This window comes from Micromonospora sp. NPDC050397, from assembly GCF_044901685.1.
GTDB lineage: Bacteria > Actinomycetota > Actinomycetes > Mycobacteriales > Micromonosporaceae > Micromonospora_G.
This window is the reverse complement of sequence record NZ_JBJDPS010000001.1, coordinates 1,455,851-1,471,114: the sequence shown is the minus strand read 5'-3', so window position 1 is coordinate 1,471,114 and position 15,264 is coordinate 1,455,851. Positions and strand designations below refer to the sequence as shown.

The window sequence follows — 15,264 nt, the reverse complement described above, 5'->3', positions numbered from 1 at the left end:
CCTGGAGTATCCACCCTGGACAATTGCCGGGCAGCGGCGGCGGTCACACCGTCGACGGGGCGGGACGCGCCACGGTGGACAGTTGGCCGGTCGGGGCGAACTCCTCGGCGCAGGCGTGGGTCGCGGCCACGAACGCGGCCACGGCGGGGTGGGTGCCGGCGCCCCTCCGGTACGCGACCCGGGTCCGCCGGTGGCTGGGCAGGGGCACGAGTCGTACCCCGTCGGGTGGCCGCGTGGCCGCGAGCTGGGGCACCAGCGAGACTCCCTGACCGGCGGCGACCAGGGCGAGCACGGTGGTGAAGTCGTCGGCCTGGTGCCGGGTCCGGGGTTTGAAGCCGGCGCTACGGCAGAGGTGCAGCGTGACGGTGTGGCAGAGGGTGCCGGGGCTGGCCACGATCCAGGGGGCGTCGCGTACGGCCGGCAGTGGGTCGGTCTGCCGGTCGACGGGCGTGGTGTCGGGCACGGCGAGGAACACCGTCTCGTCCAGTAGTGGCACGGTGTCCAGGGCGGGGTCCGGTGGTACGGGCACCACGTCGTAGTCGTGCAGCAGCCCGACGTCGAGTCGTCGTTCGCGTAGCGCGGGCGGTACCTCGACCGGGTCCAGTTCGGTCACCATCAGTTCCAGCCCGGGGTGGAGCCGACCCAGTTCGACCAGCGCCGCCGGCAGGAGGGTACGGACGGCGGTCGGGAACGCGCCGATGCGCAGCGGGCCGGACAGGCCGGTGGCGATCGTGGCGAGCGCGGCGGTCGTCTGTTCCAGGGCGGTGAGGACCTTCTCGGCGTGTGCCACGAGGACCTGGCCGGCGCCGGTGAGGGTGACCCGCCGGCCGGTCCGTTCCAGCAGTGGTACGCCCGCTTCCCGTTCCAGGGCCGAGAGTTGTTGGGAGACCGCCGACGGCGTGTAGGTGTGCGCCTGGGCGACGGCGGCGATGGTGCCCAGGCGGGACAGGTCGCGGAGCAGGCGGAGGCGGCGCACGTCGAGCATAAGGGGAGCTTACGGTTTGCTTCAGTAACGTGAACTGGACCTTACCTGTCTGGCTGTCCGAGGCTGAGGTCATGACTCTTGACGGTGTGTACGTACCGCTGATCACCCCGTTCGACGCCACCGGTGCCGTCGCCCTCGACGCGTTGGAGGCGGTCGCGTACGAGGTGTTGGAGGCCGGTGCGTCGGGGGTGGTGGCGCTGGGGACCACGGCGGAGCCGGCGTCGTTGGAGCCCGGGGAGCGGCGCGCCGTGCTCGACCTGCTCGCCCGGGTGTGCCGGGAGCGCTCGGCCGCGCTCCTGGTCGGCGCCAACACCGAGTCGGCGCTGGCGGCACTGGCCGGACGGCCGGAGGTGACGGCGGCGTTGACCCTGGTGCCGCCGTTCCTGCGGCCGGGCGAGGCCGCGGTGGTGGCGTACTTCGCGGCCCTGGCGAGGAAGAGTCCGGTTCCGCTGGTGGTCTACCACGTGCCGTACCGGACCGGGCAGCGGCTCTCGACCGACACGGTCCGACGGCTGGCCGCCGTCGACTCCGTGGTGGGGATCAAGTACGCCGTCGGTGGCGTCGACGCCGACACGATCGCGCTGATGGCGGACCCACCGGCCGGGTTCGCGGTGCTCGGTGGCGACGACGCGTTTGTCTCGCCGCTGCTGGCGCTCGGCGCGCACGGCGGCATCCTCGCCTCCGCGCACGTCGCCCCGGCGTCCTTCGTCGAACTGGTCCGAGCGTGGCGGGCCGGCGACGCCGTTCGGGGCCGGTCGCTCGGTCACCGCCTCGCCGCCCTGTCGGGCGCGTTGTTCGCCGAGCCGAACCCCACCGTCGTCAAGGCGGTCCTGCACGCGCGGGGTCGCATCCCGACCGCCGGGGTGCGCTCGCCGCTGTTGCCGGCCGGGCCCGAGACCGTACGGGCGGCGCTGCGGCACCTCGACCTACCCGACCAGCGCGCGTTTTGAGAAGTCGGGGGTGTGGGGAACCGAGTCTGCGCCTACTCGGCGGGCAGAGCCTCCCGCATCGCCCTCGCGGTGGCAGTCGGGTCGTAGCCCTCGGGGACGCCTTCGATCATGATGATGTCGCCCTCGATGTGCCGCGAGCGCAGCGGTGCGATCTCCTGGTACGCGGGAGAGTCCCACCAGCTCCGCGCCTCGGCGATCCCGGGAAAGCCGATCATCACGACGTTCCCGGGCCAGGTGCCCTCCTTCACCTCGTGCTGCGTGATGTGCACGAGGAAGCGGCCACCGTACGGCTCGAAGGTGCCGGCGATGCGCTCGACGTACTCGGCGATCTCCGGGTGCGGGGCGGCCTCTCGCAGACTTGCTATGACGTAGGCGGGCATGGTGTCCTTTCGGCCGGTCGGGCTCCGTGCACCGGATCAACAATAGTGATCGCCGCTGTTTCACCGAGTGTCGCGTTTCCACCGAGCGTTGCGTTCGGCGGCGGCGTGCCACCAGCCCGGCGGGGTCGGCCCGGTGACCGTCGCGGTCGGCTGGTCGGGGTGCAGCCCGAGGCGGCGCAGAGCGGCAGCCCGGATCCGGACGTCGAACCAGCCGTGCCAGTGACCGTCGGGGGCGATGCCGCATGCCAGACCTGAGTAGACCTCGCTCGGCTCGAAGGGCATCCAATCGATGCCCCGGTCACGCAGTCAAGCGCGGACGGTAGCCAGCGGCTGCCGACAGCCGGGAAGGTTCTCGTAGGCCGCGATGGTGACCCAATCACCGTTCATGGTGACCATGATGCCTGGGTAAACCATTTTGCGGCACCGGGTCCGCCGGTTGTCCTCACTGGTACGGGACGTCGATGCCGGCCGCACGCAGGTGCGCCTCGACCAGCGCGTTCAACCGGGCGACGGAGGGCCCCTGATCCTCCCGGTGGTGGTTGACCAGTCCGTACCGGGAAGCGGCGTCGGAGTGGCGCGCAAAACCGGTCGGCATCGTCAGCAGCGCGCGGTCGGCGAGCAGCTTGCCGGCGAGCGCGGTCGCCAGTTCCTCGATCCGTGGGTCGTCGGGCTCCCAGGACATCGCGTCGCAACCGCGTTTGGTCAGCTCGACCAGCTCGGGATCGTCGAGCGTACGTTCGAGCCGGGTCAGGAAGCTGTCGAACATCTCCGGGACCAACGCCCGGGTCAGCACCAGGGCCTCCCGTTGGATGGCCACGTAGTCGGGACTGAATTCGAGATCGGTGAGTCGGTCCAACAGCGCGCAGGCCCGGTCGGGCAGGAGAACCCGATCACCATGGGCGAGCCGGTGCAGCGTGTCCCGGCGCGCGACCAGGTCCTCGATCTGTTTCGTGAGCCGCTGGTCGACGTCGTCCAGGGCGGTGGCGAAACGTACGGCATCGGCGTCGAGCAGGTCACCGATCTCGGCCAGCGGCACGCCAGCCCCGGCCAGGGTTCGGGCCTGGACCAGGCGGAGCAGGTCGGCCGACCCGTAACGCCGGTAGCCGGAACCGTCACGGTCCGGCTCCTCGACCAGGCCGAGGCGGTGGTAGTGCCGCACGGTCTTGATGGTGATGCCGACAAACGCGGCCGCCTGACCGATCGTCAGTCCGGGTGACATCGGCTCAGCGCACCTTCCTGTGGTCGGAACGAATGTTGACCTTGACCTTAGGTCAAGGTGCACGCTCATCGCACGGCCGCCGCGAAGGGGCCGACGGTCGTCAGGGCCGCCAACGCGCCTTCGAACCGTGCCAACGCCTCCGTCACGAAATGAGGAACGACCGTGCCTGAATCCGTCCACACCTCGGGGAACACCGCTGCCGGGCACGACCGCCCGCGACTGCGCAAGGCCATCGAGGAGATCGTCGATGCCGGATTCGCCGGGGTGCAGCTACGTGTGCACGACCAGCGGGGCGAGTGGGTCGGCAGCGCCGGGGTCCGTGAGCTGGGAAAGCCCGCGAAGCCGCCGACGGACGGACGGTTCCGGATCGGCAGCACCACCAAGACCTTCACCGCGACCCTGGTGCTGCGGCTGGTGGCCGAGGGAAAGATCGGCCTGGACGATCCGGCAAACGACCACCTGCCCGGATTCCGGCTGGACCCGCGGATCACGGTACGGATGCTGCTCCAGCACACCAGCGGGCTGTTCAACTTCACCGGCGAGATCTACGACGACGGTACGTTCGCGCCGGGGATTCCCTCGATCGACAAGGAGTGGGTGGACAACCGGTTCCACACCTACCGGGACGAGGAACTGGTCCGGCTGGCGTTGTCCAAGCCGGCGCGGTTCGAGCCGGGCGCCGACTGGAGTTACTCCAACACCAACTACGTGCTGGCCAAGCTGCTGGTCGAGAGGATCACCGGCCGTCCCTACGCCGAGGAGATGCGGCGGCTGATCCTGCGGCCGCTCGGCCTGTCGGGCACGGTGGTGCCGGGTGTCTCGCCGGAACTCCCCGAACCACACGCCCACGGCTACTACCGGTACCGGGATGGTGGACAGTGGAAGGTGGTCGACACCACCCGTTTCAACCCCTCCTGGGTCTCCGCGGCCGGTGACATGGTCTCGACCACCGAGGACCTCCACACGTTCGTCTCCGCGCTGCTGGGCGGCAGCCTTCTGCCGGCGCCGTTGCTGGCCGAGATGTGTACGCCACACCCGAAAAGCGGCGACTACCGCTACGGCCTGGGGTTGTTCGTGCAGGAGACGGAGTTCGGCGGCACCGTCCTTCACCACAACGGCGGCCTCTGGGGCTGGGCGGCGCTGATGTACAGCACGCCCGACGGCAGCAGGACCCTGACCGGCTCACTGACCTCCGGCGACGCCGAACTCGACCTGGCCGCCATGGCCGGGACGTTCGAACGGGTCAAGCAGCGGCTGGTCGAGGAGGTGTTCGGCGACCCGGAGGCCGAGGCTCCGACAACCGACGGGACGGCCGCGCCGACCGCCTGAGCACCCGTACGCGTTCGTGAGCGCTCGTGCGCCCCGCCGCGCCGAGCTTGCGTGCGGTCGCTTTCCGCCCGGGTACGGGCGGGGTGTTCACGGTCGGGCCGCGGCGAGCGCCACCAGCAGTGGGACCACCCGGCCCGGCGGGACCTCGTAGCGGGCCTTGCCGGTGGTGTGCAGCCAGCCGGCGGCGGTCAGTTGACGCAGGTGGTGGTAGACCTGTCCGGTGGTGCCGAGATCTTCCAGCGCTGCCAGTTCGGCGGCCGTACGCCGGCCGGTGAGGATCTCGTGGAGCAGACGCATCCGTACGGGGTGGCCGAGTGCGGCGAACGACTCGGCCGCCTCCGACCAGTCCTCCTCGAGCAGGGCGCCGGTCGGTCGGGCGTACTGCCACTCGTAGTGTTCCTCGGTCGGCAGCCGGACGGTGCCGGTGAACAGGACACCGCCGTGTGCCGCGCCGTGCTCGGCGAAGAGGGCACGTATCCCTTCCAGGGCCCAGAAACCGCTGGGGGTGGCCTTGGCCTGCTCGTCCGGTGCCGGTTCCTGCCGTTCGAGGGCGCCCAGGCGTCGTTCCAGTTCCGTGAGACGTTCTTCGACATCCATGGTTTTAAGGTTACGTAATTACGTACTGGCGTGCAACCGGGGTCGGCCCCCGTTCTGCTCCTCCGACCCCGGTTGCCGCCCACCCCCCGTACCGGTGGTGGGTCAGCCGCCGTACGGCGACCGGGCGCGCGCCTCGCGCAGCGCCTCCGCCCACCAGGCGAGTTGGTCCAGCAGTGCGGTCGCCGCGGTTTCGCAGCCGTCGGGGTCCTTCGGTTGTCCCTGCTGGTCGAACCGGGCCCACGCGCCGTGGAAGCTGACCGTCTCGCGCACCGTGACCGCGTGCAACTCGGCGAAGACCTGCCGCAGGTGCTCCACCGCGCGCAACCCGCCGGAGAGTCCACCGTAGGAGACAAAGCCGACCGGCTTGGCCTGCCACTGGGTGAAGTGCCAGTCGATCGCGGCCTTGAGCGACGCCGGATAGCTGTGGTTGTACTCCGGCGTGACCACGACAAACGCGTCGGCCAGGTCGAGTCGCCCGGTCAGGCCGCCGAGCGCCCGCGCCACCTCGGCCGGCGGCTTGCTGGTGAGTGCGGTGGGCAGCGGTGTCTCGGCCAGGTCGACGAGGTCCACGGCCAGGTCGCCGCGACGTTGCGCGTGGGCGACGAACCACCGGGCGGCGGTCGGTCCGAATCGCCCCTCCCGGTTGCTGCCGATGATGACCGCCACCCGCAGGGGCGATGGGAAAGTCGTGGTCTGTGGGTCGGCGTCCATGGGCGTGCACTCCTCCGGGCGAGTGACTGTTCGTCGTCGGTCGACAACACCATGGACGGTAGGACCTCAACATTTGTTAAGGTCAAGCGTGTCGAGAGCGGTGCGGCAGAGGAGAGGGCGACCGTGGACGAACTCACCGTCGGCGAACTGGCGGCACGCAGCGGCGTGGCCGTCTCGGCCCTGCACTTCTTCGAGCGGCAGAACCTGATCAGCTCCCGCCGTACCGCCGGGAACCAGCGCCGTTACCGGCGGGACACGCTGCGCCGGGTCGCGCTGATCCGGATCGCCCAACGGGTCGGCATCCCGTTGGCGAAGGTCGCCGAGGTGCTGGCGGTGCTGCCCGGCAACCGTACGCCCACCAGGGAGGACTGGCACCGGCTGGCCCAGTGCTGGCAGGACGAGCTCGACCAGCGGATGCGCCATCTCCAGCAGTTGCGCGACGAGTTCACCGACTGCGTCGGCTGCGGCTGCCTGTCGATCGACCGCTGCCCGCTGATCAACCCGAACGACCAGCTCGGCGCCGAGGGTCCCGGACCGCGCCGGCTGCTCGGGACGCGATCGACGGCCCCGGTCGGCCACACACCCGCCCCGGCTGGCCCGGCGCGGTCGTGCCAGCCGGCGCCGGGCCAGCCGGACCAGGGCTGCCAGCCGCGGGAAGCGTGCCAGCCGGACGACCTCGGGTCGAGCTGCCGAGACCCGGCCCCGGTCGTCTCGACCTGTCAGGACCCGGCCCCGGTCGCCGGCTGACCCCGGGCCGCCGGACCCGCCGTCAGTCCGATCTGGATTACGGCGGGCGCGCCTCGGACGGTTACCGCGAACCGGCTGAGAAACTTTTTCACATGCCCCGTTCCGCCCCGGTACCACGCCCCTCGACCCACGCCGCCCTGCCCACCGGACCGGTCGACTTCACCGAGGCGTGGCTGCGCAACCGCCGACTGTCCGAACACACCCGGGCGGCGTACCGGCGGGACATCTCCGGCTGGCTGTCCTGGTGCACCGGTCACGACCTCGACCCGTTGCGGGTGACGTTCCTCGACGTCAACTCCTACGGCCGCGACCTGGAGTCGACCGTCGACCCGCGCAGTGGCCGCGCACTCACCCCGGCCACCGTGGCCCGTAAGCTCTCGGCGCTGTCGAGCTGGTACGACTTCCTCGCCCGGTTGCGCGCGGTCGAGGCGAACCCGGTCTCCGGCGCCGACCGGCCCCGGGTCAGCCGGGACCACTCCGCCACCGTCGGCATGACACCGGACGAGGTGGACGCGTTGCTGGGTGCCGCCGAGGCCGACACCGGTCCGACCGCCGCCCGTAACCGGGTCGCGCTGGCGTTCCTCGCCGATCTCGGTCTGCGGGTGGGGGAGCTGGTCTCACTGGATCTGAGCGACCTCGGATACGAGCGCGGACACCGCAGCATCCGCTTCGTCGGCAAGGGCGGGCGGGCCCGCCGCCGGGCGTTGACCCCGGGGACCGCGTACGCGGTCGACGCGTACCTGCGGTCCCGGGCGGCGGCCGAGCGGGTGCCGGTCGAACAGCTCACCGGTCCGCTCCTGGTCACCGGGACCGGTGGTCGCCTCGACCGGCACGCGGTGTTCCGGCTGGTCCGGCGACTCGCCCGACTCGCCGGCATCCCGGCCTGGGCGAAACTCTCCCCGCACTCGCTGCGGCACGCCTTCGCCACCACCGCGCGGTCCGAGGGTGTGCCGCTCGAGGACGTCCAGGACGCAATGGGGCACGCCGACCCGCGTACCACCCGCCGCTACGACCGGGACCGGCACAACCTCGACCGCGACCCGGCGTACGCGATCTGGGCGGCCCGCGCCCGGCGCCGCCCCGCGGACCCGGTCTGACCCGGGGTGGTCAGCGCGCCGCCGTGCTCATCCGCCAGATCCCCAACCGGGACTCGCCGGTACGGCACACCAGGTCGGCGGTGCCGACCCGGCAGTCCATCACCCCGGGCGGCAGGGCACCGAGAATGCGTACGCCCGCGCCCTGCTCCACCGCGATCAGCGGCCGCTGCGGGGTCGGACGCAGCAACACCCGGGCGCCGCTGGTAGTGCCCCGGGGCAGCCAGCCCCAGCCACGGCGCGGCACCCCGGTCCACACCTGGGCGCCGTCGGCCGGGTCGAGCACCGCGGTCCGCTGCCGGTCCTCCAGGCAGATCAGCCCACCGCAGTCGCGCAACCCACCGGTGATCCGCTGCCCCGACCGGCTCCACCGCCGGGTCAACCCGGGCAGGTCGTACCCGCTGATGATCGACTCCCCGGCGCCACCGGGATGCCGCAGGACCAACGTCCCGTCGACCACCAGCGGGTTGTCCGGCGCGTAGTCCGCCGCCGGCAGCCGACCGGTGCCGACAACCGCGCCGGTACGCAGGTCGTGCAGGTCGACCACGCTGCTGTCGTGCACCACCAGCAGCCGGCCCGGGGCACCGGGGACCAGTTCACCGACGGCCGTCGACGGCACCTCCAGCGTCCACCGGGTCCGGCCGGTGGACAGGTCGACCGTCTCGATGGTGCCCTCGATCCGGCGACCGGCGCCGGACACGCTGCGCACCTCGGAGATCGCCACCCCGGAGGCGGTGGCGCCGTCGACGAGCAGCAGACCAGGCCGTTGCCACCGCACCTGCCCGGTCCGCACCGAACGGGCGGTGGTCGCGACCCGCCGGCCCAACGAGTCCACGTCCGCCACCAGCAGCAGGTCACCGACGCGTTCGGCGGCGAACGACGCCGCGGCGGCGACCGGGACCTCCCACAGCCGGCGGGCGCCGGGCAGGTCGTACCCGGTCAGGGTCATCGGTGTGGCCGACGGGTCCGCGACCAGCAGCAGGTCACCGGCGAGGAAGAAGGTGGCGCGGGCGGGTACGTCCAGCTCACCGAGCCGGCGCAGGTCACCGCCGAGCGGCTGCGCCCCGGTGACCGCCACCAGCACCAGCAACGCGGTCAGGCAGAGCACCGGCCACCGCACCGCCACCCGTCGGGCCCGTACGGACCTCGGCCGGTCCTGTTCCGGCGCCCCACGTTCGGTGCCGAGCTCGATCACCGCCACCGGCTGGCTCTCCATCGTGTCTCCCGCTCGCCGCCGCTGCCCGGTGGATCCCGCCGTTGCGGTCGAGCGTAGCCACCGGTGGGCCGCACGAGCGGTCGGACCGGTGTGATCGCACCCCGACCCACCCGATCGGTCCGCGTGTCGGATCGACCCCGCGCCCGTGTCCGTTACGGAACACGACGTTCAGCAGAGCACGTCCAGGTGGTGGTGGGCGTCGGCGGCGATCTCCTCGCCGCGCAGCCGGCGCCGTACCCACAACCGGGCCGCCACCTCGGCGAGTTCGTCGCCGGCGGCGGCCTGCTCGACCAGCACGGCGGCGGCCAGCGCGTACGCCAGGCGCAGGGCGAACTCCCGGGCACCGGCGACCACGGCCACCGCGTCCGGGTCGCCGCTGATCTCGTCGACCGAGGTACGCAGCCGACGGGCGGTGGTGGCCAGGGTGTCGGCCAACGCCGGGTTCAGCCGCCGGGCGGTGTCGACGGCCAGGTCGAGCCGGCGCAGCAGCGGCGCGGCGGCGTCGTCCCGGACGATGGCGCGCAGCACGTCGAGGGCGAGCACGTTCGTGGTGCCCTCCCAGATCGGCAGCACCTGCGCGTCACGCAGCAGCCGGGGCACACCGGTGTCCTCGACGTAACCGGCGCCGCCGAAGCTCTCGACGTACTCGCTGGCGGCGGCGACGGCGAGCCGGCCGGTGGCGAGTTTGGCCAGCGGCGCCACGATCCGAAGCTCCGCGGCGGCGGCCGGGTCGGCACCGACCTCGACCCGGCCGAGCAGGAAGAACGCGTGCCCGGCCAGGGCGAACGCGCCGGCCGCGTCGACCGCCAGGGTGCCGAGCGTGGCCCGGTGCAGTGGTGAGGTGGCGAGCAGTCCACCGGCGACCTGGCGGGTGTCGGCGTACGCGCGGGCGTAGGCCAGGCCCCGTCGCATGCCGGCCGCCGCGGCGGCGGCGTTGTGCAGCCGGGTCACCACCACCAGGGTCATCGCCCGGGTCAGGCCGGGTCGGTTCGGGTCGCCCAGCGGCAGCGCGTACGCCTCGGTCAGCCCGACCTCGGCGGTCGGCAGCGCCCGGGTGCCGAGCTTGTCCTTGAGCCGGTGCACCCGCACCCCCGGCGCGGCGGTGGTCGGGTCGACCCCGGGGGCGGCCAGCGGCGAGTCGGCGGCGTAACGCGGCACCAGGAACGGGGCGAGCACCCGGCTGCCGCGTTGCGCCGACCCCTGCGGACGGGCCAGGGCGATCGCCACCGCCGAGTCGGCGGCCGAGCAGAACCACTTCTCGCCGGAGAGCCGCCAGGAGCCGTCCCCGGCGGGGCGGGCGGTCGTCGACGAGCGGGACAGGTCGGAGCCGCCCTGCGACTCGGTCATCCACTGGCCGCTGGTGACCGCCGTGTCCGGGTCGGTCGAGACGAGCCGGGGCAGCCAGGTGTCCCGTACGGTCGGGTCGACCTCGGGCCGGGTGAGCAGCGCCGCCGCGCCGTCGCTCATCGCCACCGGGCAGGAGAAGGTCGCCGACTCGGGGCCGTACAGGTGCAGCAGCGCGTGCTGGACCACCCGGGCCGCCGCACCCCACTCGGCCCGGGCCCGTTCCTGGTACGGCAGGGCCACCACGGCGTGCCGGGCGGCGGCGGCACGTTGGGTCTGCCAACCGGCGCAGGTGTCGATCCGGTCGATCCGGGCTCCCCACGGGCTGTACCGGACCAGGGTCGGCGGGTGTGTCTCGGCGTCGTCGTGGGCGGCGCGCAGCGGCCCGGTGACATCGGCGGCGAGCGCGGCGAGTCGGTCCTTCGCGGCGGCGTGTCCGGCCGGGCCGAGTTGCCGGTCCAGCCAGGAACGCAGTAGCCGGTCGTCGGTGTAGGGGTCTGCGGGTGCGGTCACCGGCTGCACGTAGCGGGCCATCGTCTGCTCCTGCGCCGTTCGGGGGTGGGGGCGGGATGCGCTGACCGTAGACCACGCGTCGACGGTGGCGACAGGCCACGGATTGTCGACAATCTATTACCGGACGGTTGCGCTACCGCTACGGGTGACTCTCGACCGGTGCCTGTAGCGCGGCCGCGACCAGCGCCAACGCCTGGTCCGGCGGGATGCCCAACCGGTGGGCGTCCCGTGCGTAGCGCTGGGCGAGCCGTTGCGCCTCGGCCGGCACCCGGGCCGCCCGGGCGGTCACGACGGTGCCGTGCCGCCCCCGGGTCTCGACCAGCCCGGCCTGTTCCAGCTCGCGGTAGGCGCGGGCGACGGTGTTGACCGCCAGCCCCAGTTCCTCGGCCAGGTGGCGCACGGTCGGCAGCCGGGTGCCGGCGGTCAGCTCACCCGTCCCGGCGCGGGCGGCGATCCCCGCCCGGACCTGCTCGTACGGTGGGACCGGCGAGTGCGGGTCCAGTTCGATGAAGGCGATTCACCGAGGGTAGCAACGGGAGTGCCTGCGCCGGGCGGGGGAGGTCTCTACCGTCGGTAGGCATGGCGTACGAGGTCGCGAGGTCGCGGGCCCGGCCGGGACGGGCCCTGCGTCGGACGCTGTTCGTGGTCGCGGTGACCCTCTTCGTCTGCTGTGTCGGCGCGGCCGGGCTCGGCGCCTGGAACTACCAGTCGATCCGGCTCGCCACCGGCCCGGCGCGCAAGGCGACCGAGACCTTCCTCGACCGGGTCAGCGCCGGTGACCACGCGGGCGCGTACGGGCGGCTCTGCCCGGCCACCCGGGAGAGGTGGACCCTGCCCCGGTTCGCGTTACGGGCGCAGACCCCGTCGAGCGTCACCGGCTACACGGTCGGGGACGTGAAGATCTCCAGCAAGCGGGGGCGGCAGTCGGCCGAGGTGACGGTGGCGCTGGCCCGGCAGGCGGGCGCGGTCGACGAGCACAAGGTGCCGGTGGTCCGGGGCGACGACGGGTGGCGGGTCTGCGGCGACCCGTTCTGAACCGCCCGGTCCGGGGGCCGCCGGCGGTCAGCTTCGCGGGCCGAGGTTGCCGCTGCGGTAGTGCCGCCGGCAGAGCACCTGGTAGCGCACGTCGGCGCTGACCACGGTGTCGCCGATGACCACCTGTTGGCCCTCCCGGGCGACCACACCGTCGACCACCCGGGCGTTGAGCAGTCCTTCCCGGCCGCACCAGCAGAGCACCTCGACCTGGATCCGGGTGACCTCGTCGGCGAGTTCGAACAGCCGCCGCGCCGCCGGGAACAGCTCCGACCGGAAGTCGGTGGCGAGCCCGAACGCGAACACGTCAACGTCGTAGTCGTCGACGAGTTCGGCCATCTGCTCGACGTGCTCGACGGTGTAGAAACACGCCTCGTCGCAGATCAGGTAGTCGACCCGCAGCCCCTCGGCGCGGCGTCCACGTACCAGGGCCCGCAGGTCCAGGTCGTCGACGACCTCGATCGCCTCGTGCGCCAGGCCGATGCGGGTGGTCACCTGGGGGCCGAGCGAACGGTCGATCCGGGTGGTGACCAACCCGCCCCGGCCCTGCCGGGCGTGGTTGTAGTTCATCTGCAGGGCCATGGTCGACTTGCCACAGTCCATCGGTCCCCAGAAGAACTTCAACGCCGCGGCGTGCAGCGGCCGACCGTCGCCGGCCGACCGGGCCGCGTAGGTCTGGTCGGCCTCGGACCCGCGGTGTGGCGGGTGCGCCAAGCAGGCGTGGGTGGCAGCAACGTCGTCGGTCACGGTCGGGCAGCCTAACGCATGGTGAACACCAGGCTCGGCTCGTCCGGGGCGTGTCCGATCTGCCTCACAGCAGCCCGTGACGCCGCCTCACAGCACCCGTGGGGGCGTGTTTCCCGAGGCCACGATGGCGCGGCGGATCGGCACCGCGAGCAGGAGCACGAACCCGACCACGAAGAAGATCAGCAACGAGACCAAGCCCACCCGGTAGCTGTTGGTGAGTTGGAACACCAGACCGAAGGCGAGCGGCCCGAGCCAGCTCGTGCCCTTGTCGCTGATCTCGTAGAACCCGTAGTACTCACCCTCCTTGCCGGCCGGGATGAGCTGGCTGAACAGCGACCGGCTCAGCGCCTGGCTGCCGCCGAGCACCAGCCCGATGCCGGCGCCGAGGATCATGAACGGCACCGGCGCCTCGGCCGGCAGCCGGAACGCCGCCAGGATCACCACGGTCCACAGCACCAGGCTCAGCAGCACCGTCTTCCAGGCGCCGATCCGCTTGGCCACCGCGCCGAGCAGCAGCGCCCCGCCGAAGGCGAGGAACTGCACCAGCAGGATGGTCACGATCAGGGTGGTCTGCTCCAGCCGCAGCTCCTCGGTGCCGTACTGGCTGGCCAGGGCGATGACGGTCTGGATGCCGTCGTTGAACACCAGGAACGCGAGCAGGAAGAACAACGTCAACGGGTACGCCTTGAGTCCGCGTACGGTCCGGCCGAGCTGGCGGAACCCGTCGGTGAGCAGGTTGCCGCCGGTGTGCGCCTCGGCGGCCGGGCGTTCGCGTAGCCAGAGCAGTGGCACCAGGGTGAACGCCGCCCACCACACCCCGGCCGAGACGATCGACCAGCGGGCCAGGTCCAGGGTCCGCTGGTGGTCTCCCTCGACGCTGAACACGGTCACCACGACCAGGTTCAGCGCGAGCAGCAGCCCGCCGCCGAGGTAGCCCAGTGCCCAGCCCCGGCTGGAGATCCCGTCCCGGTCGTCGGGGCCGCCGAGCTGCGGCAGGAACGAGTTGTAGACCACCACGCTGGCCCCGAAGGCGATGTTGGCGACCAGGAACAGGGCACCGCCGAGCAGGTACCGGTCACCGGTGACGAAGACGATGGCGATGGTGGCGGCGGCGCCGACAAACGCCGAGCCGGCCAGCAGTCGCTTCTTGTGTGCCGACCGGTCGGCGATGGCGCCCATGACCGGCAGTACGAACACGGTCAGGAAGACCGACAGCGACACCAGGTACGGGAAGTAGGACCCGGCGGCGACCGTGATGCCGAACGGGTGCACCGACCCGGAGCAGGTGTCGGCGCCGAGTTCGCAGCCGGCGGCGAGTTCGGTGACCGTGGTCAGGAACGGGCCGAGGAAGACGGTGATGACCGTGGTGGAGAAGGCCGACATGGCCCAGTCGTAGAAGTACCAGCCGGTCCGTTCCCGGCGGGTGCTGGGCGGCGGGGTGCCGGTGACGGGAACGGAGACGGTTTCGGCCATCGGTGGTCCTTCGACGGGGGTTGGGGGGCTACCGGGTCCCGCCCGACCTAGGGGGTTCGGTCGGCGGGCCAGTGACCGCGGCTGAGGTACACCTCGCGTAGCACGTCCACGCGATCGGTCATGATGCCATCCACACCGAGGTCGAGTAACTCGTGCATCTCGGCAGTCTCGTCGATCGTCCAGACGTGCACCTGAAGTCCCAGGCGGTGGGCGTACGCGACGAACCGCCGGTCGACCACCGGGATCCGGCCGTAGTTGACCGGGACCTGGGCGGCGACCACCGACGGCGGCAGCACCAGCCGGCGACCGGTCAGCGAGGCGAGCCGCAGCCGGGCCACCCCGCGCATGCCGAGCGAGGTGGCGACCTTCGGCCCGGCCAGGGCGCGCAGCCGGGCCAGCCGGGCGTCGCTGAACGAGGCGAGCAGCACCCGGTCGGCGGCGCCGGTGCGTTCCATCGAGTGGATCGTCGGGGCGATGCCGCCGTCGGCCTTCACGTCGATGTTGAACCGCACCTGTGGCCAACTGCCGAGCACGTCGTCCAGGCGTGGCACGGCGGCCGACCCGCCGACCCGTACGCTGGTCAGGTCGGCCCAGGTGAGGTCGGAGATCCGTCCCCGCTCGCCGGTCAGGCGGGCCAGTGTCGGGTCGTGGAAGACCACCGCCACCCCGTCGGCGGTGCCGTGCACGTCGGTCTCGACGTACCGGTAGCCGAGGTCGATGGCGCGGCTGAACGCCTCGGCGGTGTTCTCGTCGCCCTGCGCCGCGCCGCCCCGGTGGGCGAAGGCCAGTGGTGTCGGCGCGTCGAGGTAGGCGAAGTGCTCGGTCACGCAGCGCAGTATGCCGGTTTCAGGTGGCCGCCGGGTGTCCGGCGTTCGACCTGCTCCGGCCGGCTTGTCGCCGATCCGGGGTACGGGCGCGCCTCGACAC

Annotated in this window: 17 protein-coding genes; 5 read left to right on the top strand and 12 right to left on the bottom strand. The window is 72.2% G+C overall.

Features of this window, described 5'->3' with window-relative positions; all coding sequences use genetic code 11:
- Nucleotides 1-43 precede the first annotated feature (43 nt).
- Complete coding sequence (locus ACI2K4_RS06010) at nt 44-985, bottom strand: LysR family transcriptional regulator (RefSeq protein ID WP_404509110.1); 942 nt, start codon at nt 983-985, stop codon at nt 44-46.
- Between the two features lie 71 nt (nt 986-1,056).
- Here ACI2K4_RS06010 and ACI2K4_RS06005 point away from each other — a divergent pair, with 71 nt between their 5' ends.
- Nucleotides 1,057-1,935 (top strand): dihydrodipicolinate synthase family protein, encoded by an 879-nt coding sequence (locus ACI2K4_RS06005; protein ID WP_404509109.1) that lies wholly within the window; start codon nt 1,057-1,059, stop codon nt 1,933-1,935.
- 32 nt (nt 1,936-1,967) lie between these two features.
- On the opposite strand, the gene ACI2K4_RS06000 is transcribed toward ACI2K4_RS06005, so the two are convergent.
- The 3 genes from ACI2K4_RS06000 to ACI2K4_RS05990 all read right to left on the bottom strand — a co-directional run bounded on the left by ACI2K4_RS06000 (nt 1,968) and on the right by ACI2K4_RS05990 (nt 3,534).
- Nucleotides 1,968-2,315 carry a DUF1330 domain-containing protein gene (locus ACI2K4_RS06000; protein WP_404509107.1) on the bottom strand — a complete coding sequence of 116 codons (348 nt, stop codon included), beginning with the start codon at nt 2,313-2,315 and terminating at the stop codon, nt 1,968-1,970.
- Between the two features lie 60 nt (nt 2,316-2,375).
- On the bottom strand, nt 2,376-2,597 hold the full coding sequence (locus tag ACI2K4_RS05995) for a hypothetical protein (RefSeq protein ID WP_404509106.1): 222 nt from the start codon (nt 2,595-2,597) through the stop codon (nt 2,376-2,378).
- Between the two features lie 160 nt (nt 2,598-2,757).
- On the bottom strand, nt 2,758-3,534 hold the full coding sequence (locus ACI2K4_RS05990; RefSeq protein WP_404509105.1) for a MerR family transcriptional regulator: 777 nt from the start codon (nt 3,532-3,534) through the stop codon (nt 2,758-2,760).
- A 162-nt stretch (nt 3,535-3,696) separates the two neighbouring features.
- Between ACI2K4_RS05990 and ACI2K4_RS05985 the strand changes: the two genes are divergently transcribed.
- Nucleotides 3,697-4,863 carry a serine hydrolase domain-containing protein gene (locus tag ACI2K4_RS05985; RefSeq protein ID WP_404509103.1) on the top strand — a complete coding sequence of 389 codons (1,167 nt, stop codon included), beginning with the start codon at nt 3,697-3,699 and terminating at the stop codon, nt 4,861-4,863.
- 87 nt (nt 4,864-4,950) lie between these two features.
- On the opposite strand, the gene ACI2K4_RS05980 is transcribed toward ACI2K4_RS05985, so the two are convergent.
- Together ACI2K4_RS05980 and ACI2K4_RS05975 are read right to left on the bottom strand one after the other, a co-directional pair.
- Nucleotides 4,951-5,460, bottom strand: coding sequence for an ArsR/SmtB family transcription factor (locus tag ACI2K4_RS05980; protein ID WP_404509101.1), 510 nt, complete (start codon nt 5,458-5,460; stop codon nt 4,951-4,953).
- A 102-nt stretch (nt 5,461-5,562) separates the two neighbouring features.
- Nucleotides 5,563-6,171: an NADPH-dependent FMN reductase gene (locus ACI2K4_RS05975; protein ID WP_404509100.1), complete on the bottom strand. Its 609-nt coding sequence runs from the start codon at nt 6,169-6,171 to the stop codon at nt 5,563-5,565.
- A 123-nt stretch (nt 6,172-6,294) separates the two neighbouring features.
- Between ACI2K4_RS05975 and soxR the strand changes: the two genes are divergently transcribed.
- Together soxR and ACI2K4_RS05965 are read left to right on the top strand one after the other, a co-directional pair.
- Complete coding sequence (gene soxR / locus ACI2K4_RS05970) at nt 6,295-6,918, top strand: redox-sensitive transcriptional activator SoxR (RefSeq protein ID WP_404509099.1); 624 nt, start codon at nt 6,295-6,297, stop codon at nt 6,916-6,918.
- 92 nt (nt 6,919-7,010) lie between these two features.
- Nucleotides 7,011-8,015, top strand: a complete 1,005-nt coding sequence (locus tag ACI2K4_RS05965; protein ID WP_404509098.1) for a tyrosine-type recombinase/integrase — start codon at nt 7,011-7,013, stop codon at nt 8,013-8,015.
- A 10-nt stretch (nt 8,016-8,025) separates the two neighbouring features.
- Here the strand turns inward: ACI2K4_RS05965 and ACI2K4_RS05960 are convergent, their stop codons facing one another.
- From ACI2K4_RS05960 to ACI2K4_RS05950, 3 genes are all read right to left on the bottom strand, one after another.
- Nucleotides 8,026-9,228 (bottom strand): PQQ-binding-like beta-propeller repeat protein, encoded by a 1,203-nt coding sequence (locus tag ACI2K4_RS05960; protein ID WP_404509097.1) that lies wholly within the window; start codon nt 9,226-9,228, stop codon nt 8,026-8,028.
- Nucleotides 9,229-9,396: 168 nt separating this feature from the next.
- Nucleotides 9,397-11,106: an acyl-CoA dehydrogenase family protein gene (locus ACI2K4_RS05955; protein ID WP_404509096.1), complete on the bottom strand. Its 1,710-nt coding sequence runs from the start codon at nt 11,104-11,106 to the stop codon at nt 9,397-9,399.
- 118 nt (nt 11,107-11,224) lie between these two features.
- Entirely contained in the window at nt 11,225-11,602 is a 378-nt protein-coding gene (locus ACI2K4_RS05950; protein ID WP_404509213.1) for a GntR family transcriptional regulator, read from the bottom strand.
- A 62-nt stretch (nt 11,603-11,664) separates the two neighbouring features.
- Between ACI2K4_RS05950 and ACI2K4_RS05945 the strand changes: the two genes are divergently transcribed.
- Entirely contained in the window at nt 11,665-12,120 is a 456-nt protein-coding gene (locus tag ACI2K4_RS05945; protein WP_404509094.1) for a hypothetical protein, read from the top strand.
- A gap of 27 nt (nt 12,121-12,147) precedes the next feature.
- On the opposite strand, the gene ACI2K4_RS05940 is transcribed toward ACI2K4_RS05945, so the two are convergent.
- From ACI2K4_RS05940 to ACI2K4_RS05930, 3 genes are all read right to left on the bottom strand, one after another.
- Nucleotides 12,148-12,831: a thymidine kinase gene (locus tag ACI2K4_RS05940; protein ID WP_404509212.1), complete on the bottom strand. Its 684-nt coding sequence runs from the start codon at nt 12,829-12,831 to the stop codon at nt 12,148-12,150.
- A 120-nt stretch (nt 12,832-12,951) separates the two neighbouring features.
- Nucleotides 12,952-14,337, bottom strand: coding sequence for an MFS transporter (locus ACI2K4_RS05935; protein WP_404509093.1), 1,386 nt, complete (start codon nt 14,335-14,337; stop codon nt 12,952-12,954).
- A 47-nt stretch (nt 14,338-14,384) separates the two neighbouring features.
- Entirely contained in the window at nt 14,385-15,164 is a 780-nt protein-coding gene (locus ACI2K4_RS05930; RefSeq protein ID WP_404509092.1) for a glycerophosphodiester phosphodiesterase, read from the bottom strand.
- Nucleotides 15,165-15,264: the final 100 nt, after the last annotated feature.

Bases quoted from the DNA above. Each gene is read 5' to 3' on its own strand.
- ACI2K4_RS05945 (WP_404509094.1), top strand. From the start codon at position 11,665: ATGGCGTACGAGGTCGCGAGGTCGCGGGCCCGGCCGGGACGGGCCCTG.
- ACI2K4_RS05990 (WP_404509105.1), bottom strand. From the start codon at position 3,534: ATGTCACCCGGACTGACGATCGGTCAGGCGGCCGCGTTTGTCGGCATC.
- ACI2K4_RS06005 (WP_404509109.1), top strand. From the start codon at position 1,057: ATGACTCTTGACGGTGTGTACGTACCGCTGATCACCCCGTTCGACGCC.
- ACI2K4_RS05935 (WP_404509093.1), bottom strand. From the start codon at position 14,337: ATGGCCGAAACCGTCTCCGTTCCCGTCACCGGCACCCCGCCGCCCAGC.
- ACI2K4_RS05955 (WP_404509096.1), bottom strand. From the start codon at position 11,106: ATGGCCCGCTACGTGCAGCCGGTGACCGCACCCGCAGACCCCTACACC.
- ACI2K4_RS05995 (WP_404509106.1), bottom strand. From the start codon at position 2,597: ATGCCCTTCGAGCCGAGCGAGGTCTACTCAGGTCTGGCATGCGGCATC.
- ACI2K4_RS05980 (WP_404509101.1), bottom strand. From the start codon at position 5,460: ATGGATGTCGAAGAACGTCTCACGGAACTGGAACGACGCCTGGGCGCC.
- ACI2K4_RS05975 (WP_404509100.1), bottom strand. From the start codon at position 6,171: ATGGACGCCGACCCACAGACCACGACTTTCCCATCGCCCCTGCGGGTG.
- ACI2K4_RS06000 (WP_404509107.1), bottom strand. From the start codon at position 2,315: ATGCCCGCCTACGTCATAGCAAGTCTGCGAGAGGCCGCCCCGCACCCG.
- ACI2K4_RS05965 (WP_404509098.1), top strand. From the start codon at position 7,011: ATGCCCCGTTCCGCCCCGGTACCACGCCCCTCGACCCACGCCGCCCTG.
- ACI2K4_RS05960 (WP_404509097.1), bottom strand. From the start codon at position 9,228: ATGGAGAGCCAGCCGGTGGCGGTGATCGAGCTCGGCACCGAACGTGGG.
- ACI2K4_RS06010 (WP_404509110.1), bottom strand. From the start codon at position 985: ATGCTCGACGTGCGCCGCCTCCGCCTGCTCCGCGACCTGTCCCGCCTG.